The sequence below is a fragment of the Hirschia maritima DSM 19733 genome (genome assembly GCF_000378345.1).
Taxonomy (GTDB): domain Bacteria; phylum Pseudomonadota; class Alphaproteobacteria; order Caulobacterales; family Hyphomonadaceae; genus Hirschia; species Hirschia maritima.
The window spans coordinates 93,440-111,880 of the sequence record NZ_KB899549.1; the positions used below are offsets into that span (position 1 = coordinate 93,440).

At 45.1% G+C, this 18,441-nt stretch carries 23 protein-coding genes; 6 read left to right on the plus strand and 17 right to left on the minus strand.

Annotated elements, in window-relative coordinates:
- The first annotated feature begins 96 nt into the window (after nucleotides 1–96).
- Nucleotides 97–1,362 carry a multidrug effflux MFS transporter gene (locus tag F551_RS0114945; RefSeq protein WP_018998335.1) on the plus strand — a complete coding sequence of 422 codons (1,266 nt, stop codon included), beginning with the start codon at nucleotides 97–99 and terminating at the stop codon, nucleotides 1,360–1,362.
- 32 nt (nucleotides 1,363–1,394) lie between these two features.
- Here F551_RS0114945 and F551_RS0114950 read toward each other — a convergent pair whose 3' ends face one another.
- Together F551_RS0114950 and F551_RS0114955 are read right to left on the minus strand one after the other, a co-directional pair.
- Nucleotides 1,395–2,405: a 23S rRNA (adenine(2030)-N(6))-methyltransferase RlmJ gene (locus tag F551_RS0114950; RefSeq protein WP_018998336.1), complete on the minus strand. Its 1,011-nt coding sequence runs from the start codon at nucleotides 2,403–2,405 to the stop codon at nucleotides 1,395–1,397.
- Between the two features lie 76 nt (nucleotides 2,406–2,481).
- Nucleotides 2,482–3,318 carry a hypothetical protein gene (locus tag F551_RS0114955; protein WP_018998337.1) on the minus strand — a complete coding sequence of 279 codons (837 nt, stop codon included), beginning with the start codon at nucleotides 3,316–3,318 and terminating at the stop codon, nucleotides 2,482–2,484.
- 333 nt (nucleotides 3,319–3,651) lie between these two features.
- On the opposite strand from F551_RS0114955, the gene F551_RS0114965 reads away from it, so the two are divergent.
- Nucleotides 3,652–4,356 carry a hypothetical protein gene (locus F551_RS0114965; RefSeq protein WP_018998339.1) on the plus strand — a complete coding sequence of 235 codons (705 nt, stop codon included), beginning with the start codon at nucleotides 3,652–3,654 and terminating at the stop codon, nucleotides 4,354–4,356.
- A 124-nt stretch (nucleotides 4,357–4,480) separates the two neighbouring features.
- Here the strand turns inward: F551_RS0114965 and F551_RS0114970 are convergent, their stop codons facing one another.
- The 9 genes from F551_RS0114970 to petA form a co-directional block, all read right to left on the minus strand.
- Nucleotides 4,481–5,077 (minus strand): ATP-dependent Clp protease proteolytic subunit, encoded by a 597-nt coding sequence (locus F551_RS0114970; RefSeq protein WP_018998340.1) that lies wholly within the window; start codon nucleotides 5,075–5,077, stop codon nucleotides 4,481–4,483.
- A 143-nt stretch (nucleotides 5,078–5,220) separates the two neighbouring features.
- A complete protein-coding gene (locus F551_RS0114975; protein WP_018998341.1) occupies nucleotides 5,221–5,748 on the minus strand; it encodes an adenine phosphoribosyltransferase in 528 nt (175 codons plus the stop codon).
- A gap of 19 nt (nucleotides 5,749–5,767) precedes the next feature.
- The gene (locus F551_RS0114980; RefSeq protein WP_018998342.1) at nucleotides 5,768–6,328 is read right to left on the minus strand and encodes a GNAT family N-acetyltransferase; all 561 of its coding nucleotides are present in this window, start codon (nucleotides 6,326–6,328) and stop codon (nucleotides 5,768–5,770) included.
- 36 nt (nucleotides 6,329–6,364) lie between these two features.
- Entirely contained in the window at nucleotides 6,365–7,018 is a 654-nt protein-coding gene (locus tag F551_RS0114985) for a glutathione S-transferase family protein (RefSeq protein WP_018998343.1), read from the minus strand.
- Complete coding sequence (locus tag F551_RS0114990; protein ID WP_018998344.1) at nucleotides 7,015–7,890, minus strand: S-methyl-5'-thioadenosine phosphorylase; 876 nt, start codon at nucleotides 7,888–7,890, stop codon at nucleotides 7,015–7,017. Before F551_RS0114990 ends, F551_RS0114985 begins: the two co-directional genes overlap by 4 nt.
- Nucleotides 7,887–8,381 carry a hypothetical protein gene (locus F551_RS16790; protein ID WP_018998345.1) on the minus strand — a complete coding sequence of 165 codons (495 nt, stop codon included), beginning with the start codon at nucleotides 8,379–8,381 and terminating at the stop codon, nucleotides 7,887–7,889. Before F551_RS16790 ends, F551_RS0114990 begins: the two co-directional genes overlap by 4 nt.
- A gap of 95 nt (nucleotides 8,382–8,476) precedes the next feature.
- Nucleotides 8,477–9,385 (minus strand): cytochrome c1, encoded by a 909-nt coding sequence (locus F551_RS0115000; protein WP_018998346.1) that lies wholly within the window; start codon nucleotides 9,383–9,385, stop codon nucleotides 8,477–8,479.
- Between the two features lie 14 nt (nucleotides 9,386–9,399).
- Entirely contained in the window at nucleotides 9,400–10,875 is a 1,476-nt protein-coding gene (locus F551_RS0115005; protein WP_018998347.1) for a cytochrome b, read from the minus strand.
- A 12-nt stretch (nucleotides 10,876–10,887) separates the two neighbouring features.
- Nucleotides 10,888–11,457 (minus strand): ubiquinol-cytochrome c reductase iron-sulfur subunit, encoded by a 570-nt coding sequence (gene petA / locus F551_RS0115010; RefSeq protein WP_018998348.1) that lies wholly within the window; start codon nucleotides 11,455–11,457, stop codon nucleotides 10,888–10,890.
- Between the two features lie 120 nt (nucleotides 11,458–11,577).
- Between petA and F551_RS0115015 the strand changes: the two genes are divergently transcribed.
- Nucleotides 11,578–12,033, plus strand: coding sequence for a tRNA (cytidine(34)-2'-O)-methyltransferase (locus F551_RS0115015; protein WP_018998349.1), 456 nt, complete (start codon nucleotides 11,578–11,580; stop codon nucleotides 12,031–12,033).
- A gap of 66 nt (nucleotides 12,034–12,099) precedes the next feature.
- Here the strand turns inward: F551_RS0115015 and F551_RS0115020 are convergent, their stop codons facing one another.
- Nucleotides 12,100–12,387, minus strand: a complete 288-nt coding sequence (locus tag F551_RS0115020; RefSeq protein ID WP_018998350.1) for a hypothetical protein — start codon at nucleotides 12,385–12,387, stop codon at nucleotides 12,100–12,102.
- A gap of 63 nt (nucleotides 12,388–12,450) precedes the next feature.
- Entirely contained in the window at nucleotides 12,451–12,909 is a 459-nt protein-coding gene (locus F551_RS0115025; protein WP_155826088.1) for a hypothetical protein, read from the minus strand.
- 230 nt (nucleotides 12,910–13,139) lie between these two features.
- Between F551_RS0115025 and hemF the strand changes: the two genes are divergently transcribed.
- Together hemF and F551_RS0115035 are read left to right on the plus strand one after the other, a co-directional pair.
- On the plus strand, nucleotides 13,140–14,033 hold the full coding sequence (hemF, locus tag F551_RS0115030; RefSeq protein ID WP_018998352.1) for an oxygen-dependent coproporphyrinogen oxidase: 894 nt from the start codon (nucleotides 13,140–13,142) through the stop codon (nucleotides 14,031–14,033).
- Between the two features lie 94 nt (nucleotides 14,034–14,127).
- Entirely contained in the window at nucleotides 14,128–14,376 is a 249-nt protein-coding gene (locus F551_RS0115035; protein ID WP_018998353.1) for a hypothetical protein, read from the plus strand.
- On the opposite strand, the gene F551_RS0115040 is transcribed toward F551_RS0115035, so the two are convergent.
- From F551_RS0115040 to F551_RS0115055, 4 genes are all read right to left on the minus strand, one after another.
- Nucleotides 14,373–15,662: a CCA tRNA nucleotidyltransferase gene (locus tag F551_RS0115040; protein ID WP_018998354.1), complete on the minus strand. Its 1,290-nt coding sequence runs from the start codon at nucleotides 15,660–15,662 to the stop codon at nucleotides 14,373–14,375. The two genes, F551_RS0115035 and F551_RS0115040, sit on opposite strands and share 4 nt — an antisense overlap.
- Nucleotides 15,652–16,062 carry a DUF6111 family protein gene (locus tag F551_RS0115045; protein WP_018998355.1) on the minus strand — a complete coding sequence of 137 codons (411 nt, stop codon included), beginning with the start codon at nucleotides 16,060–16,062 and terminating at the stop codon, nucleotides 15,652–15,654. Before F551_RS0115045 ends, F551_RS0115040 begins: the two co-directional genes overlap by 11 nt.
- A 66-nt stretch (nucleotides 16,063–16,128) precedes the next feature.
- Complete coding sequence (locus F551_RS0115050) at nucleotides 16,129–16,770, minus strand: NUDIX hydrolase (protein ID WP_018998356.1); 642 nt, start codon at nucleotides 16,768–16,770, stop codon at nucleotides 16,129–16,131.
- A complete protein-coding gene (locus tag F551_RS0115055; protein ID WP_018998357.1) occupies nucleotides 16,767–17,372 on the minus strand; it encodes a DUF1285 domain-containing protein in 606 nt (201 codons plus the stop codon). The genes F551_RS0115050 and F551_RS0115055 overlap by 4 nt, the downstream gene beginning before the upstream one ends.
- A gap of 76 nt (nucleotides 17,373–17,448) precedes the next feature.
- Here F551_RS0115055 and F551_RS0115060 point away from each other — a divergent pair, with 76 nt between their 5' ends.
- Entirely contained in the window at nucleotides 17,449–18,438 is a 990-nt protein-coding gene (locus tag F551_RS0115060) for an AAA family ATPase (protein ID WP_018998358.1), read from the plus strand.
- Nucleotides 18,439–18,441 lie beyond the last annotated feature (3 nt).

Here is an 18,441-nt window from a genome sequence, read left to right on the forward strand (position 1 = left end):
CTTTGCGTCGGCTAGAGTCAATTGTCGTGCGCTTATCCATAAGTAGAAACGCGAGAAAGCGTTTCTACTCCCTATTTGGTAATACTTAGAGCTTCCATGTCAGACAACACAACAAATACAGCACAAGATACCTCTCAATCTCCTGAAACCAGTCATTTCAAGCGACTGCCTGTTTGGGAGTTTGTATGTATTGTTGCTGGTTTGATGGCACTGAATGCAACGGCAGTGGATATCATGCTGCCTGCGTTAAACAACATTCAGGAAACGTTCCAATTTGAAGATGACAACCGCCGCCAACAGATGGTGATTGTGTATTTAATGGGCCTAGGTGTTTCACAAATATTCTACGGCCCCTTGATAGATCGATTTGGTAGACGGCCCGTTTTGTTGGTATCACTTTCTGTCTACATTGCATTTGGACTAGCTTGCCTTTTGGCACCTTCTTACAACCTATTGATACTGGCCCGTCTGGTACAAGGATGCTCCGCTGGTGCCACACGAGTGGTTGCGGCAGCTGTTGTTAGAGACTGTTATACCGGTAGAGCAATGGCAGAGATCATGTCGGTTGTTATGCTTGTCTTTATGGCTGCTCCCATTCTGGCACCTTCTATAGGCGGCGGTATCCTATTTTTGTTTGAAGATTGGCGAGCTATTTTCTGGGCGCTCGTCATTTTTGGACTAGCTATGCTGATCTGGTCATACTTCAGATTACCGGAAACCTTAGCTCCGCAAAACAAGACGCCTCTTCAGCCATTGGCTATTGCTCGATCATACAAAATTGTATTCACCAACCGTTTGGCAATGGGGTACTCGCTGGCCTCGGCGTTAGTTTTTGGAACTTTGTTTGGGTACATAAGTGCATCGGAACAAATTTATTCGGTGACGTTTGATCTAGAAAAATCGTTTCCCTATTGGTTTGCTGGTACTGCAGCCGGTATGGCGGTTGCCAACTTGCTAAACTCTCGTCTCGTTCAAAAACTGGGAATGCGTTTTTTATCACACTGGGCTCTCATCGGGATGCTCGTTGTGAATTTTGTATACGCCGCTCTCTCATTTAACGGACATAACGAATTCCTGCCATTTTATGGTGTTATGGTTGTTTCATTCATCTGTATGGGATTTATAGGCCCCAACTTTTCAGCAACTGCGATGGAACCGTTAGGCCATATAGCTGGGACAGCTTCCGCATTATACGGATTTGCTGCGACCTTTCTCGCCGCTGTTATTGGTTGGATTGTAGGGGCTCAATATGATGGAAATTTAGGACCGCTATTCCTTGGCAACGCAATTTGTTTAGTGCTTGCACTAGTATCAGTACTTTTCACTGAACGTGGAAAACTATTCAAACGCCACCAAGTCTGAACCAAGTTCACCCAGAAAGAACCAAGCTGCTCTTAAAAGTCTTTTGGGTCGATTCCGAGTGCAGCAAGTTCTTCATCGCTTAGCTCAATATTGCCATCATCTGGATTGAAGCTCTCAGCTTCTTTCTCTGCATCAAGCTCTACCTCTTCGGGAATAGGTTCTGGTGAGTTAACCCTCCAGCCAGCACCATCCCCCTGCTGCAAAAGCTCAGTGAGCCAAGGCAGCACTTTCATTAGCGCATCTTCCAGTCCATATGGTGGGTTCACAATGACAACACCCGCGCCGCACAGTGGGCCAGGCTCGACGATTTCTTTCACCCATAAGTCAGCCAAAACAACTTTCTCGTGAGAAAGCTCCATGTCATCAAGCGCCCATTCCGCCAGACCATCATCAAACTTTGTCGTATTTTCCATATCTTTTAAGGGACGCCAGAAAATAAAGGTCCCGGTAGGCCAGCGCGAAATACCACTCATCGCTGCTTTGGCCATGTGTGCAAGCTCATCACGGTGCTCGAAAGGTGGATCAACCAATACAACACCACGGCGCTCAGGGGGTGGCATATATGCCTTAAGCGCTTCATACCCATTACGGTTCTCAATTTTTACGCGCTTATCACGGAAGAAATGATCAGATAGCGTTTCTTTGTCAGCTGGATGCAGCTCTGTCAGGCGCAACGTGTCCTGCTCGCGCATCATTGATGCAGCCAAATCAGGTGATCCCGGATAGCTTTCCAATTCAGGTTGAGGTTCATCAAAGAAGTTCACTTCGCCAATTACATCCAAATATGGCTGAAGTATAGGCAACAAATCGTCTGGAATTTTACCTTCAACATAGGCATTCCACAATCTAGCAATACCTTCTTGCCATTCCGGACTACGGCGAGCTTCGTCACCCGTTAGGTCATAACGGCCAATACCAGCATGCGTATCGATATAGCGAAACGGTTTTTCCTTCTTCTTCAAATTCTCAATGCAGAGTGCCAGAACAAGGTGTTTCAATATGTCAGCAAAATTGCCGACGTGAAAAGCATGACGATAATTCACGAATTTAGCTCGCTCAGTTAAAACAGGCCGTCAGCTTTACGCTTCTCACTCCACTATTCCAAGAGGAAAGCTTAATTTAATTGCCACGGGTGACTTCGTCATAGGCATGCGGGTGTGGGTCTGGCAATGCACTGGTAGATACGCCGCCCCCTCGAGAACGCGAATCCGACGACGCCATACCTTCAGGCAGCGGCCCCTTCGATGGATCAAACCCTTGTTTTTCTATAAATGGTACGGCTTGAGATCTTTGAAACTGATTTGCAAATTTAGAGATAACACGTTGCTGAAGCGGGTTATTCGTTGCGTATCGAGCTATAGCTCCCAATTCAGCGCACGCTGCCCCTGCTCTGCGTGCTGTTTCGATGTCCAAACAGGCTGCCATGTTCAGCGCTCTTCTAATTTTAGCAACTTCACCATCAACACCACTACCAACGCCATCATTCGAGAGGAAAACACCAGTAGATTGTTCTTCCAAAGTTAGTCCAGATCGATCTACTTGCCATCTTGGTGATATAGCTAGCTCTATCTTTTTCTCTTCTATTTCTTCATCTGTCTCTGGTTCTACAACCTCCTCGGTTGGTTCCTTCAATTCCTGAACAGGCTCTTGAGTTGCTTCTCTTTCAAGCTGTGGAATTTCTTCTTTCAATGGAGCTTCGTCTTCATGATCTTCAGGTTTAATTTCGATCTGTGGTTCATCCGAGGGTGCTTCGATAATCTCATCGACAAATTCGATTTCGATCACATCAAAATTATCTTCAAAATTCACTGGCTGAAACTGAGGGCCGCGACTATCCGTTAGTGACAAAATTGATAGCAATACGAGAGCATTGATAAACATCGATGCCGCAAACAGCCCAACTCTACGCTGATATTTTGACCAAATACGCAAAGTAGCAAAAATTGAAAAAGACATAGCCACGCAATGCTAGTCTGTGCGCCGCCAATATGGCCAAATTGGGTCAGATTAGATGATAAACCATCCATCGCTTTTGCTTTCGCCTTGATGCAGACTTATCAAGATTCAGCACTTCTATGTACGCCCCTTCCCAAAACAACAACAGGATTGGGCCGCTTCTTCGCCAAAAAGTGACATTCAGCAGAATGGAAATAAGAATAATTGAGCTGTAGAACATATATTAGAGCAAGACCTTATATGTCTGTTTTTGGGGGACCTTTGTCCTTTTTACGAAGATAAACTCATGGCAGTAATGTAAAATATTCTACTCAAATAAATAGATGAGAACCCATGCATATTAAAATTTTCGCGATGTCAGTCTTTATATTATCCGTTGGCTTTGCTGGAACAGCATTTGCTCAAAAAGGTGTATTTTCAGAAGAAACTAAAGAACAATTGAAAGCACGGTCAGTACTAAATACGGAGTTTAATCCCGACCAAGAAGCCAACCTCGCTGTAATGGGCGCACCAGAACATTTGCGAGATGATGCTACTATATATGTATATACAAAATCAGAAGGTTATAAACTTCACAGGCAAGGCAAAAACGAATTTATATGCTTGGTCAATCGAGATGCATTTTTTTACGGCACTTATACTTTCAAACCAACATGTTGGGATCGTGAAGGCCATTCATCTTATGTGCCTGTCATGTTATCAGTTGGTAAATGGCTGGCTGAGGGACTTACCACTCCTGTCATCAAGCAAAAAATTGAAAGCAGTTTTAGAAACGGTATTTTCCATTCATCTGAAAAAACTGGTATCGCCTATATGATTGCAGGCGATGTATTACTGGATTTAGAAACAGGTAAAGTGACTGAGCGGGTTTTTCCTGGACATCACATGCTTTATGCACCGGGTGTTACCTCTGTGCAAATGGGAACCAAAGGTGATGTTCGACAGAAAGATGAAACATTGCCATTTGTGTTTGCTGAAGGTGCAGGCGGGAGTAAATTAGCTTACATCATTAACAGTATTGGATGTGTAAAATACTAGCTTCTTGAGTTTTTAAATCATCTAATGGAAACGGCTCCTTCGGGTCCGATCCAGCCACCAACAAAAAAACCACGCAATCACAAAGGACTGCATGGTCTATTTCTTTCAGAACAGGTCTTTGAGACTAGTCCAGAATTTCTTTTTGAGATGTGACGATTTTGCCGACAAGACCATATTTCACAGCTTCTTCAGCACTCATCCAGAAGTCACGATCCGTGTCTTCTTGAATTTTCTTAAGCGCTTTACCTGTAGCTGCTGCAAAGATCTTGTTTAGACGTTCGCGCATTTTGATAATTTCGTTAGCTTGGATCTGCACGTCTGATGCTTGTCCACCTACGCCACCGCGTGGTTCGTGAAGAAGGAAGCGAGTATTCGGTGAAGCAAAACGGTTTTCTTTTTGTGCAGCAGAGTAAATCAATGCACCTGCAGACGCGACCCACCCTGTCCCAAGCACTTTGACTGGCGCAGGAACAAATTTGATCATATCATGAATCATATCACCTGATTCAACATGCCCACCTGGTGAAGACAGAACCAATAGGATCGGATCTGTACTTTCAGATGAAAGAGCTAAAAGGCGCTCACAGACACGACGTGCCTGATTGTCATCAATGCCGCCAGTTAGCAAAATCGTACGGGCTTTAAAAAGCGCTTCCTCTAGAAACGCATTTGGTTCGCCTAGTGGCTTTTCGTTTGTTTCGTCGTCCAGTCTCATAGTCATGGTTCGTTTTATGCTCCCAGAGCGTTCGGGAAAAAAATTATTACACATTAAGTGTGGTGCATTGGCCTCTGGGTCAATGGGCCAATTGCAATCAGATATGTTTATTGCCCATGAATCCTTTCTGAATCCTTGGCAAAACCCAATTAATGTCCATCAAATGCCATTAGAGACACAGTTGGCACCCCTAAATCCTCTATTTTTTTGGCTCCACCCAATTCTGGTAGGTCGACAAGGAAAACAGCTGCTTCAACTTTAGCCCCCCCCTTTTCTAGCAATTTTATTCCAGCTTCGGCTGTTCCGCCTGTTGCGATTAAATCGTCCACCAGTAAAACTCGCTCTCCTTTAGACACTGCATCCTCATGCATTTCTAATTCATCTGTTCCGTATTCAAGCTCATATGATTGAGAAATTGCGTTGTAAGGCAGTTTTCCTTTTTTACGCAGAGGTACAAATCCACATGATAATTGATGTGCACACGCGCCACCAAGAATAAACCCACGCGCCTCTATGCCAGCTACTTTATCTATCTTCAGCCCTGCAAAGGACTGTACCAACTCATCCACGGCACGGCGAAAGGCTTGAGGGTGCCCCATTAAGGTCGTGACATCGCGAAACATAATTCCCGGTTTTGGATAATCTGGAATGGTGCGGATAAATTGCGTTAAATCCATGCAAGCCCCCTTTTACGGACTAAGTGTCTTTGTGCGCTGGATTGATCAATGCATTTAAAACATGATCTTTCCAAACCCCTTCTAGCTTCAAATAAGATTTAGCCAATCCTTCTTTTTCGAACCCCAACCGAGTGAGCACTGCCTCTGATTTTGAATTTTCTGGTATGTGATTGGCAACAACTCTATGAAGATCTAGCGCTTCAAATGCGTGTCTCAATACGTGCTTCAAACACGCTGTCATCACCCCTTGTCCTTCTAATGTCTCATCTAAAACATAACCAAGTGATGCAGCCTGAACGACACCACGCGTTATCTGATCCAATCCTATTTGTGCATAAACACCCTTTTTATCCACCAGCATCCAGCGTAGAGCAGTCTCTTGTCGTCGTTCTTTCTTGGAACGGGATTTTGCTCTAACCCAGTGTTCAGCAGTATAGAAAAATTCAGTTCTAAGAGGAGCATATGGCGCAAATCTTTCGCGATTGCGTGTGTGAAACAAAGCGATTTTATCTGCATCAACTTCCTCTAATGGGACGAGCAAATATTCACCAACTTCAAATCGCACACGATCCAGCGCCATTATCTCTCTCTGTCTGGGACCTACAAATTCATTTGTTTAGGTCAAATAAGAATCAGTATCTTTCAATACCCATTCTTCAGTTTGAGCAGCAGCCGCCCATTCTCTAAATACAGGCTCAGCTTCCATCGCTTCAATATATTTTTGAGCCCTGTCAGAACGAGGCGCGCCATAAGTTTGAAAGCGTGTGACCACTGGTGCATAAAATGCATCTGCAATTGACCAATCTCCAAACAAGAATGGTTTTTCATCAGTCGCATATTTTTCAAGCCAACCGCTCCAGAATGCATCAATTTTTACTGCGTCAGCCAACGCTGCTTCATGATGAGGTGCTGTAGCCTTCGAGCGGATATTCATCGGCCAATGCTCGCGAATGCTACCGAATCCAGCATGCATTAAGCTTGCGGCCGCGCGCGCCTCTGCACGCACTAAACTATCTATAGGCCATAGGCTTTTAGCTTGTTCCGCTGCCCACTCAGCGATAGCCAAGCTCTCCGTGATAATTGCGCCATCCACCTCGAGAATTGGTACAGTTCCAGCACTGGACACAGACAATATTTTTTCTTTGAACCCTGGAACATCAAGAGGGATAATCTCTTCTTCAAACTCGATCCCTGCTTTTTTCAAGCACAACCACGGGCGCATAGACCAAGAAGAATAATTTTTGTTTCCGATATAAAGTTTTACACTCATTTTAAAACTCTTCCTGCAACAGCATCTAGTTTATTCAATAATTTGGAATCACGCGCTTCTGGTGGGGTAATTAGAGCAAAATCAAGCCCTGTTTCAATACCTTGATCAGTAGGTCTACGATCCATTTTCGTCATAGCTTCAACGATGTTCTTTACAGTGGCACGCGCTAAATCTGCATTGCCTTTAAGCACCTCCAGCACATTCGTTACCGACACATTATCTTCTTCTTCATGCCAGCAATCATAATCTGTCACCATACCAATTGTTGCATAAGACATCTCAGCTTCACGTGCGAGTTTAGCTTCCGGCATATTTGTCATGCCGATCACATCGCAGCCCCATTGGCGATAAAGTTTAGACTCTGCCAATGTAGAAAATTGCGGGCCTTCCATCACAAGATAGGTCCCGCCGCGATGCACGGTGACATCTAGCAAGTCGGCTGCGTCTGCCGCCATATGCGCCAAACGTTCACATACAGGATGCGCCATGGATACGTGCGCAACAACCCCTTGCCCGAAAAAACTTTTCTCCCGTGCGAAAGTTCGATCAATAAATTGATCTACCATCACAAAATCACCCGGTTTGTAATCTTCCCGCAATGAACCCACCGCTGAAAGCGAAAGTATATCTGTCACGCCGCAACGCTTTAAAACATCTATATTTGCACGAAAATTTAGATGCGTGGGAGAGATATTATGACCGCGTCCATGCCGCGGCAGAAATACAATATCAATGCCGTTCAAAGTTCCTCGATAAACTTCATCAGAAGCTGGGCCCCATGGAGACTCTATACGCTCCCATCGGCCATTTTCAACGCCATCAATCTCATAAAGACCAGAGCCGCCAATCACGCCGAGAATCCACTTTTTCATATCATTTCGCTCCGGTTATTAGAAAATTTTGATAAACTTCTTTCAACATCTTCACCAATAAAGTCCAATGATTTTAGGTCTGGTTCAACCCATTGTTTTCTGGCTAAAACAGAAAACAACAACTCCTCAGAATAAAACCCTAACGTGTATTTTTTATCCCCGATAGTAGAAATCATAACTGCTTCTAAAACTTTACTGATGGAGTACTTACCTGAAAAATGGGCACATACATCCTCAACCAAATTCGAATAGAATAACGTTATTGTGTGATGATAGCCCTCAGTTTCAGAATTAGGTGTATGGACGCTTTCATTGTGCGCACAGATAACCGCTTTCATATCTGATTTCAGATCAAAATCAGCATATTCCGTATGTAGACATATAGCAGCTGCAAGATGGGCTTCGTGCGTCCATTCAGCTTTGGGAAGCTGCTGTTGTAGCAATCGCTCCGTTAAATCACGAATAGCTGCATCAGTATTTAGAATTGCCATTTTACAACCTCCTTTGTTCCGAATGGGCAACAAGCAAAAGGGCCGCAGTGAATTAACACTACGGCCCTCTCAAATTCGTCAAATCTGTGCGGGAGTTAGTGTTCTACATTCCGCCAGAGTTGCTTGTAAGATAGATAAACAAGGACTGTCAGGATCAAGAGATAGATCATCACAGCAAATCCAAGCTTCTTACGTGTTTCAGCTTTAGGCTCACCTGCCCATGTTAGGAAAGCAGATACATCTTTAGCCATCTGATCTACAGTCGCCGGTGTACCGTCGTCATATTCGATCATGTCATCGCCAAGAGGTGGAGCCATCGCCAACATACCACCTGAAGGAAGCATGTCTTTATCGTGCTCTGAACCGTCATAGTGGCGGTGACGCGGGTCACCTGCCCAGTTCGGAGTTACATCACCTGCAAAGTAAGGGTTGTAATACTGACCATCAGGAACAGTCAGCTTTGCATACTTTGTCGCCATGTCTTTTTCAGACGGGTAACCAGTCAACAATGAATAGATGTATGATGCACCACCGTGACGCGCTTTCGTGATAACAGACAAATCAGGCGGTAGAGCCCCATTGTTTGCGTAACGACCTTGAGCCGAATTTGCATATGGGTTCGGGAATGGATCTGATGAGTTACGTGTACGTACGTCATCTGAACCATCTTCCTGATTGATGATATCAACTTCAGCAGAGTCAGCAGCTAGCTGCTTAATAATCGGATTATCATTTGGGTTCGGGTAGTTGTGGTCGTGAAACGGCCCACCCTTTTGTCCCAAATTGCGAAAACGCATCAGATCCATGCCGTGACAAGCTGCACAGACTTGTCTGTACACTTTGTATCCACGTTGAAGCTGAGCCTGATCGAAATATCCGAAAGTACCTTCGAATGTCCAACCTTCTTCCGGCGCGTGAGCATGCTTTGCACCACCGGCCGCGTGAGCAGATGTCACAAGGCCCAGTGATGTTGCTGCAATAGCGAGGAGTTTGAAAATACGCATAATGTCAAATCTCCTTAAGCGTCGTCACGAGCTGGCGAGCCATTGGCTGCACCTGGGATTGGTGTACCACCAGCCGGTTTAGCGTGACCAAGAACACTGTCTGCAATTGATGCAGGACGTGGTTTTGGTTTTTCAATCACACCAAGAACAGGCAGGATAACTACGAAATAGGCGAAATAGTAAAGCGACATTAGCTGAGCAAACCATAGCCATTTGAAACCTGATTTAGAGATTTCAAGGCCTGGGTTAGCTGCTTCTGGCAACTCTTCCATGAAGTGTTTTGCATCATGATATTCTGCAAACCCTTCAGATTTAGCTGAGTTACCCGCTTCGTCAGTGTAAGCTACAACAAGCTGGTCTTCACGGAATTTGAAGAGAAGATCATCTGGGTTGTTAGCACCAGCAAAACCAAGACCAATTCCACAAACAACAAACAATAAGAAGAATTGTTTAGCCAATGGACGGTAACGCATAGAACGCACTTTTGATGTGTCCAACCAAGGAAGCACGAACAAGATCGCAATCGCACCAAACATCGCTATAACACCACCTAGTTTCGCATCGATAGGACCAATGTCGAACGTGATCGCACGCAGGATGGCGTAGAATGGAAGTAGATACCATTCAGGCACAATGTGCGCAGGCGTTTGAAGCGGGTTAGCTTCAATATAGTTATCAGTGTGACCTAGAGAATTCGGTGCGTAGAACACAAAATAAGCAAAGATCATCAAGAAAACGAGGATCGCAAAACCATCTTTCACTGTGTAGTAAGGGTGGAAAGGAACAGTGTCCTTCTTCACATCCTTAACAGACACACCTGTTGGGTTGTTGTTTCCAGGAACGTGTAGCGCCCATACGTGCAGTACAACGATACCAAAGATCACAAACGGCAATAGATAGTGAAGTGAGAAGAAACGGTTCAGAGTGGGATCACCAATAGCTGGTCCACCTTGAAGGAATGTCTTCACAGTATCACCAACAAGCGGAATTGCACCGATCAAAGATGTGATAACGCTGGCACCGTGATAGGACATTTGTCCCCATGGAAGCACATAACCTAAGAATGCTGTTCCCATCATAACTAGATAAATTACCACACCAAGGATCCAGAGGACCTCACGTGGAGCTTTATATGATCCGTAGTACAAACCACGGAACATGTGGATATAAACGGCAAGGAAGAACATTGAAGCACCGTTTGCGTGAATATAACGGATCAACCACCCGTAATCCACATCGCGCATGATACGCTCAACTGATGCGAAAGCTTTTGTTGTATCAGGCACATAGTGCATGGCCAGAACGATACCTGTAACAATCTGAATAATCAGACAGACGGCAAGAATACCACCGAATGTCCACCAGTAGTTAAGGTTTTTAGGCGTTGGAAAATCAATCGCCGTGTCGTTTGCAAACCTAATAATCGGCAGGCGCGTGTCGAGCCATTTTTCAAAACCGGTTTTAGGTTCGTATGTAGACGGTCCACTCATAAACTGGCCCCCTTACAACGAAATTTTGATGAGAGTGTCAGACAAGTAAGCGTAAGTTGGTACCGGCAAGTTAGTCGGAGCCGGCCCCTTACGAATACGTCCTGACGTGTCATAGTGCGATCCGTGACATGGGCAGTACCAACCACCGAAATCACCTGTTGCCCCTTGAGCAGGACCAACTGGAACACAACCTAAGTGCGTACATGCCCCTGATGTTACAAGGATTGCTTTGTTCAACTCACCATTCTGCATTGGAACAAGACGCTCAGCGTCCGTCTCAGGATCAGGCAATTTAGCAATGTCTACAGCTTCAGCAGCAGTAATCTCTGATTCCGTACGACGACGTACGAAGAAAGGTTTACCACCGATCAACACACGGATTTCACCGCCAACTGGAATTTTTGATGTATCTACTTCCGCACTGGATGCAGCTCTTGTATCAGCAGCTGGACCGAGTTGCTTGATAAATGGCCAAGCAACAGCGGCAGTACCACCGGCGAATGCCGCACCTGCGGCGATGTGAATAAAGTCACGGCGAGTTTCGCCGTCTTCTTCGATATTTGATGTGTGTGCGTCAGACAACGTACAGACCCCTAGCGCAATTGGAGTTATTGCAGGAACTTCTATAGATCGCTACGAAAAAGCGCACGGTGACGCGATGTCGCAACAGCCCCAGAAAACTTATTAGGAGAAGCAACTACATTGCAGATCGCATTCTATCAACCTGACATTCCACAAAATCTTGGATCTAATTTCCGAATAGCGGCATGTTTTTCATCAAAATTGGATATTATTGGTCCTTGCGGCTTTCCTTTAACTGCCAAGGCTTTACGCCGTTCTGCAATGGATTACGGACCATTGGTGGACCATGAACTTCATGACAGTTGGTCAAGTTTTAAAAAATCACCTGATCGTAAAAAAGGACGGTTGGTTTTGTTCACTACCAAGGGGGCAACCCCTCTTTTGGAGACAAAATTCGAATCAGGTGACACACTTTTATTTGGTCGGGAGAGCGCTGGAGTTCCGGATGATGTCCATGATTCGGCAGATATTCGATGCGTTATTCCACTCAATCCAGATGCTAGGTCACTGAATGTTTCCGTCAGTGCCGCAATCGCTTTGCATGAAGCGCTAAGGCAAACCAATCAACTGCCTTAAATTATACAGCCAGCTTGGACCTTTTTAGGACCAAGCTGGCATATCTAACTAAATTCTATCTCTTTTTTATTTCGCGCACTTGGCTGCGGCACCCATCATTGCAAGACCTACGCTAATTTTTTTCTCAGCGGGAATGCCATCGATACCATCTTCTAAATCGCCGCTTTTAGCCGCCTTGGCCAGCAACGCAAAAGTCTTCTCGTCTGTGTTTTCTTCCAATTCATCAGCTAGACAAGCGCACATTTTCTTGTCTTCGCCCTCATCAACGCAGGCTTTAACAAGCGTAGATTTGTGATTTCCACCACATGCAGACAAAGCTAGGGCACAAACTGCCAGCGCAATAGTTTTCTTCATAAAAATTCTCTCTTCTAAGTTGGAGAAGACCAAATCAGAAAAGCTTCCCAAAAGCAATTTGGTCTATTCTGCAGTCGCGCAGACTTGCCCAGCTTCCATCAAAACAACCCCAACGGACATTTGAACTTCAGAATCAAGCGTATAAACTTCTTCTGAAAGACCAGTATTTCCGCCTGTTTGAGCCGCCGCTTTCAAGCGATTGAATATTTCTGTGGATAAATTGTTTTCAAGGTGCTTAGCCCAACACTCACACATGCTTTTTGTGTTTCCCCCCACTTGGCATGCCGAAACTAAAGTGTGTTGCATTGTTTCTTTCGGTTCTTCTAAAGCATCAACTTCACTTGAATTAACATCATTGCCTGATGCACAATTTTCACCCAATGCTGTTCCTATAGAGTGCTTCTCGACATCCGTCAGATCCATCATAGCAATGGCTAATCCTTGAGCCCCTCTTTCCTCAGCTCGGCTCTCAAGATCTTTATACTTTTCTTCAGGCAACACACTTTGAATACTATTTGCCATGCAATGACACTCAGCTACGCTTGTGCCCTCACTAATGCATACTTTTTCAATGTGAGTTGGCTCATTCTTGCTACAAGCGGCGAGCAAGAGCACCATACTTAGAAATGAAATCAATCGAGTTGTATGGAAAATCATATTGGCCTCAAAGTTAGAACTACCTCTACATAGACAAAAAATTTCATCGCGCTAAGACAATTCAACAAATTAAAACAAATCCGCAGAGATTAGATATGTCAGAGACAACTTCCCAACAAATGGACGAACGAAAAGCAATCGCAAAATCTTGGTTTGAAGAATTGCAGGCTGACATAATCAATCGATTTGAAGAGTTGGAAAAAGAAGCTACTCCCCCCCTCTATAAAGGCGAAGCCGGAGTATTCGAAACAACTCCCTGGAAACGCGGAGATGGAAACGAGGACCTTGGCGGTGGCAATATGGCGATCATGAAAGGTCGCCTGTTTGAGAAGGTCGGCGTGCACACTTCCACAGTGTATGGAGAGTTTTCAGAAGATTTTAGAAAACAAATCCCCGGCGCTGAAGAAAATGACGGGAAATTTTGGGCTTCCGGAATTTCATTGATCGCTCACATGCACAATCCACATGTCCCAGCAGTTCACATGAATACCCGCATGATATGTACATCCAAATCATGGTTTGGTGGCGGAGCGGACTTAACACCTCTTTTGGACTATCAGCGCAATCAGGAAAATCCTGACTCTGAGGCATTTCACGCCGCCATGAAAGCAGCTTGTGAAGCACATGACGGTGCTGATTACCCACGATTTAAGGACTGGTGCGATGAGTACTTCCATCTGCCACATCGTGATGAACCACGCGGAATTGGTGGTATTTTTTATGACAGGCACGACACGAATGACTGGGATGCAGACCTTGCCTTCACAAAAGATGTAGGAAAAGCATTTGCTGCAATATACCCTAGTATTGTTAGCAATCGTATGCCGCAAAGCTGGAGCGCAGATGAACGCGAAGCGCAGCTAATCCAACGTGGTCGTTATGTGGAATTCAACTTACTTTATGATCGTGGAACAACATTTGGCTTAAAAACGGGCGGGAATGTAAAATCCATCCTATCTTCTATGCCGCCAGTTGTTAAATGGCCGTAAGAACAACTCCTTAGTCTTGCTTCTTACAAATATAGCTTCAATATAAGATCAATTCGCTCCATATTAGTCGGGGCCGATAATGGAGTTTTGACACTTGTTCACGCTGATAAAAGCACTCGCAACTTTCGTCGTGTCCTTTGTTATGGGCATGGTCGGGCTAGTTTTGGGTGTTGTTATTTATGGTGGCCTGAACGAACAATTGCTGGAAATGGAAGCCAATCACCAAATCCTAGCTAAAGCCATTGCATTTATGTGCATAGGCGGTTCTGCTATTCTTGGCGGCATTTTTGGGCTACAAAAAGGTGCTCGCTGGACTGGCTTATTTAACAGCCCAGACTTTTAATCTATTTGAAGAGAAGGCGCGCCTTCCCGCAATTTCACTTCTTCTGCCAATTCTCTCATCTTACGTGCGATCAATGCGACATCAGATGGAAAATCTTCTTCAATCCACCAATTTCTAACACTTCGCAAAACCTCGCCAACGGGTTTGCCTTCCGGCACCCCTACTGCAATGATGTGTTCGCCACTAATGGGAAAATCTGGACGCTCATATTTTTCTGCTGATTGAAGTAAAACCCGCCAATAGCGATGATTTGCTTCCCTACCGCGAACAGCCCAAGCCAGACGCGCTCGACCAAGAAAGACATCTTTCCCAATGCGATAAATTGTAGAGCGAAAATTTTTAGCGGAAAATTCCTTAGAAAAGTCGGTCTCGTCTGATGCTGTTGTTAGAAGTCTATTTTTTTCTCTATTAGACATCTTTAATCGACGCACATCAGCCGCAACGATGTCCATTTCTTTAGGATAGAGAGACAACAATCTCAAATATGGATCGGGCTCTAAATGTTCCTCCAATTCCAAAGCTACCAAAGCATTGAATAAATCCAAACCTATGGCCTCTGGCAATACAAATTGCAAAACGCCCGTTCGAGACATGGCTTCAACAACAACGCGCGGATCTTTTGCAGCCAATAACTTTTTAAGCTCTGACCAAATTCGTTCCACTGAAATGGATTCTAGGCCAGATCGGTTACGCATACACGCACCTAAACCGTCGACATCTAACTTTCCGGAACCATACCAAGCGTTAAAACGAAAAAATCGCAAAATGCGCAGATAATCTTCCTGTAGGCGAGTATCTGCATCTCCAATGAAAGCAATTTTTTGTTCTCGTAAATCTGCAATCCCACGCTCAGTTGGATCAACAAGATTTCCCATCAAATCACAGTAAAGTGCATTCACATGAAAATCACGCCGACGCGCATCTTCTGCCCAATCTGTTGTGAAAGCGACTGTCGCACGACGACCATCAGTTGATACATCTCGTCGAAGAGTCGTAATCTCGTAAGGTTGATTATTGGCTACAGCCGTAATGGTTCCATGCTCAATTCCTGTGAGATGGACTGCAATATCCGCGTCCTTTAATCGACGAGAGACCTCTTCTGGCTCCCATTTTGTTGCAATATCAATATCAGCGACAGGCTGTCCCAACAAAGCATTCCGAACACATCCACCTACAAAACGAGCACTATCTGGCGCACCTGCATTTAGCGCACGCATCACACGGCGCGCACCATCGGCTTGCATCCAAGGCTGCACAGGTAGTCTATTCGTTAGATTAATTGCCATTCTCGTCGGACTCTTCGGAATTTCCAGTTTCTGGTTCCATGACAGTTGGCAAATTTCGTGCCGTAGATTCTAGCGGAATTATTTCTTCACCATCATCACCGGCAGCAGATGTGGCTCCCCGGCTAACCGGCGTAATAACTTCATCGCACGGCACTTTCTCACCAGGAATAAACACCCGGTTTTCATAGCGTGCTGCCTGAAAACACAATCCCTTATCTGACGGATGTATCAAGGCAGTAATCAACAACCCCATTCCTGCAACAACACCACCCGCAATAATTAACCACGTCAAAGGCCACCGATCTTTAACGCTCATATTTTTTGATGCGGCGCGATACATGAAAAATATAAGAAATGGGATCAAAAAGAGCGCGATCTCAATCAATATACGCCTTGTCATACCTGCATTCCTTCATCTATCGGCTCTGATTATCAATAGCCTGTCTTTTATGTAATTTTGTCCAATTCAAGGCGAGTCGTAAAGGCGATCATAAAGAGATTTGATCATTCCCGCCGTAACACCCCATATATTTCTGTTATTGTGAGGCATCGCATAATACCTACGCAAAGCACCACCCCATTCGACTTCGTGAACTTGGTGATTTTCCGGTCTCATCAAAAATGATAAAGGTGTTTCAAAAACGTCATCAACTTCATGCTCGCAAGGCTTAGGCACAAAATCATTTGGCAACACGCCAACCATCAGAGAGACGCAAAAACCAGATAAAGTGCGATATGGTTCTGCCTGACCAATTAATTCCACTTGGTCGCGCGGAATGCCAATTTCTTCTTCGGCTTCTCTCACGGCTGCTTGCGCAACGCTTTCTTCCTGTTCAAGTTTCCCGCCTGGCAAAGCTATCTGCCCAGCGTGTGCTTTCATAGTTTGAGGCCGCTGCGTAAATACAACGCCGAAATCTTCACCGCGATCTATCAATCCAAACAACACCGCAGCCGGACGAAGCTTGCGAATAGGCAAACCACTTCCATCTCCAGGCACAAAAGGAGTTTCAGTTTCAAGTGGTTCCAAATTCGCGAATAACTCGTCATATGGATTAGCTAGCTTAGACTGCGCACGATTGAGGAAATCCTGTTTATCTACAAAACTCATTCAGCAATCACCGATCCCAATTCAAACATTATACCAGAAGATCGCACACCAATTCTGTCTTCATCCAATGGTTCCGACCATTCAACAAGATCATAAAACGGTGCTCTCGCGACCTTTGCCTCTAATCCCGCCCTTACTTCGACATAGGGTGTGGTCTCTCCAGTCTCAATATCAAAACTGGCTCGCAATGGATGTTCTGCGTCAATTACAAAAACATCCCCAACATTCGTGGTCACGGCTAAGACTTGTTCACCATCTATTTCTTGGCGATCTATTCGAACAGCCATGAACGGGGCATCTTCGACATGCACAATTACTTTTTCATGAGGTGTAACGAGATAAATCCCATCCTCATCTTTGCGAAGAATGGTTGAAAAAAGACGAACTATTTTTTCGCGTCCGATTATCCCGCCATCATGCCACCACGTCCCATCTTTGCGAATCTCCATACCGATATCGCCACAATGCTCGGGGTTCCATAGGTGCACAGGTGGCAATCCTCGCTTCCCATTTGAACCAGCTTCAGTTTTTAGTGCAGCCAAAACCGCCGATAATGGGTCTGAAACTGAATCTTTTGAGTTTTCTTTGTCTGAATTGGCCATTGAGCCCTTCTCTGCCTTTGTTTTGCCCGACTATATTAGGTACAACATCCTTTTGCGTTTAAATGAAGACCTCATCATGACAGAATCACAATCAAATATTGTCGCAGACACTGATGCAATTATAGCTTCTCTTGGAGATGTCAAAACAGAAATCGGCAAAGCAGTATTTGGCCAAGAACATGTCATTGAATTGGTGTTGAGCGCCATACTTGCCGGAGGTCACGCCCTTTTGGTAGGTGCCCCGGGGCTGGCAAAAACCAAATTAGTTGAATCCACAGCGCAAGCAATTGGCCTAGATTGGGGACGCGTCCAATTTACGCCCGACTTGATGCCATCAGATATTCTTGGATCAGAAGTGTTAGACGAATCATCAACTGGTGAACGCTCTTTCCGCTTCATCAAAGGACCAGTATTCACTAGCTTGCTAATGGCAGATGAGATCAACCGCGCAAGCCCTCGGACCCAATCCGCACTATTGCAAGCAATGCAAGAACACCATGTTACCATAGCAGGTGCACACTATGACCTGCCTGCTCCCTTCCATGTTTTGGCTACACAAAACCCAGTGGAACAAGAAGGCACATACCCATTACCAGAAGCTCAATTGGATCGTTTCCTTCTGAAGATAGACGTGAATTATCCAGATGCGGATACAGAACGTAAAATCCTCATCGAAACAACGAGCGGTGCAGACAAAAAAGTGAATGCAGCTCTTACAGTGGATCGCTTACTAGCAATTCAAAAACTCGTCCGTGACATGCCTGTCCCAGAAAAAGTGGTTGGCGCAATTCTAGAGCTCATCCGCTCAGCCCGTCCAGAACAAAGCGATGATCCACGTGTACAGCAACGAATAGACTGGGGACCATCTCCTCGTGCTGGTCAGGCTCTCATGCTCACTTGCCGCGCACGCGCACTTCTCAGAGGTCGCTTTGCACCGTCAATTGACGATGTAGAGGCTCTCGCTGAGCCTGCGTTGGCACACAGAATGGCAATGAGCTATGATCCTACAGGTGAAGGAGAAAATCTTTCTGAACTCATAGCGGATCTAGCGAGAAAAGCTGGCTAGTGC

Coding starts and splice junctions, on each gene's coding strand:
- F551_RS0114945 (WP_018998335.1), top strand. CDS start 97: ATGTCAGACAACACAACAAATACAGCACAAGATACCTCTCAATCTCCT.
- F551_RS0114955 (WP_018998337.1), bottom strand. CDS start 3,318: ATGTCTTTTTCAATTTTTGCTACTTTGCGTATTTGGTCAAAATATCAG.
- F551_RS0114965 (WP_018998339.1), top strand. CDS start 3,652: ATGCATATTAAAATTTTCGCGATGTCAGTCTTTATATTATCCGTTGGC.
- F551_RS0114970 (WP_018998340.1), bottom strand. CDS start 5,077: ATGACTATGAGACTGGACGACGAAACAAACGAAAAGCCACTAGGCGAA.
- F551_RS0114975 (WP_018998341.1), bottom strand. CDS start 5,748: ATGGATTTAACGCAATTTATCCGCACCATTCCAGATTATCCAAAACCG.
- F551_RS0114980 (WP_018998342.1), bottom strand. CDS start 6,328: ATGGCGCTGGATCGTGTGCGATTTGAAGTTGGTGAATATTTGCTCGTC.
- F551_RS0114985 (WP_018998343.1), bottom strand. CDS start 7,018: ATGAGTGTAAAACTTTATATCGGAAACAAAAATTATTCTTCTTGGTCT.
- F551_RS0114990 (WP_018998344.1), bottom strand. CDS start 7,890: ATGAAAAAGTGGATTCTCGGCGTGATTGGCGGCTCTGGTCTTTATGAG.
- F551_RS16790 (WP_018998345.1), bottom strand. CDS start 8,381: ATGGCAATTCTAAATACTGATGCAGCTATTCGTGATTTAACGGAGCGA.
- F551_RS0115000 (WP_018998346.1), bottom strand. CDS start 9,385: ATGCGTATTTTCAAACTCCTCGCTATTGCAGCAACATCACTGGGCCTT.
- F551_RS0115005 (WP_018998347.1), bottom strand. CDS start 10,875: ATGAGTGGACCGTCTACATACGAACCTAAAACCGGTTTTGAAAAATGG.
- F551_RS0115020 (WP_018998350.1), bottom strand. CDS start 12,387: ATGAAGAAAACTATTGCGCTGGCAGTTTGTGCCCTAGCTTTGTCTGCA.
- F551_RS0115025 (WP_155826088.1), bottom strand. CDS start 12,909: ATGGCAAATAGTATTCAAAGTGTGTTGCCTGAAGAAAAGTATAAAGAT.
- hemF (WP_018998352.1), top strand. CDS start 13,140: ATGTCAGAGACAACTTCCCAACAAATGGACGAACGAAAAGCAATCGCA.
- F551_RS0115040 (WP_018998354.1), bottom strand. CDS start 15,662: ATGGCAATTAATCTAACGAATAGACTACCTGTGCAGCCTTGGATGCAA.
- F551_RS0115045 (WP_018998355.1), bottom strand. CDS start 16,062: ATGACAAGGCGTATATTGATTGAGATCGCGCTCTTTTTGATCCCATTT.
- F551_RS0115050 (WP_018998356.1), bottom strand. CDS start 16,770: ATGAGTTTTGTAGATAAACAGGATTTCCTCAATCGTGCGCAGTCTAAG.
- F551_RS0115055 (WP_018998357.1), bottom strand. CDS start 17,372: ATGGCCAATTCAGACAAAGAAAACTCAAAAGATTCAGTTTCAGACCCA.
- F551_RS0115060 (WP_018998358.1), top strand. CDS start 17,449: ATGACAGAATCACAATCAAATATTGTCGCAGACACTGATGCAATTATA.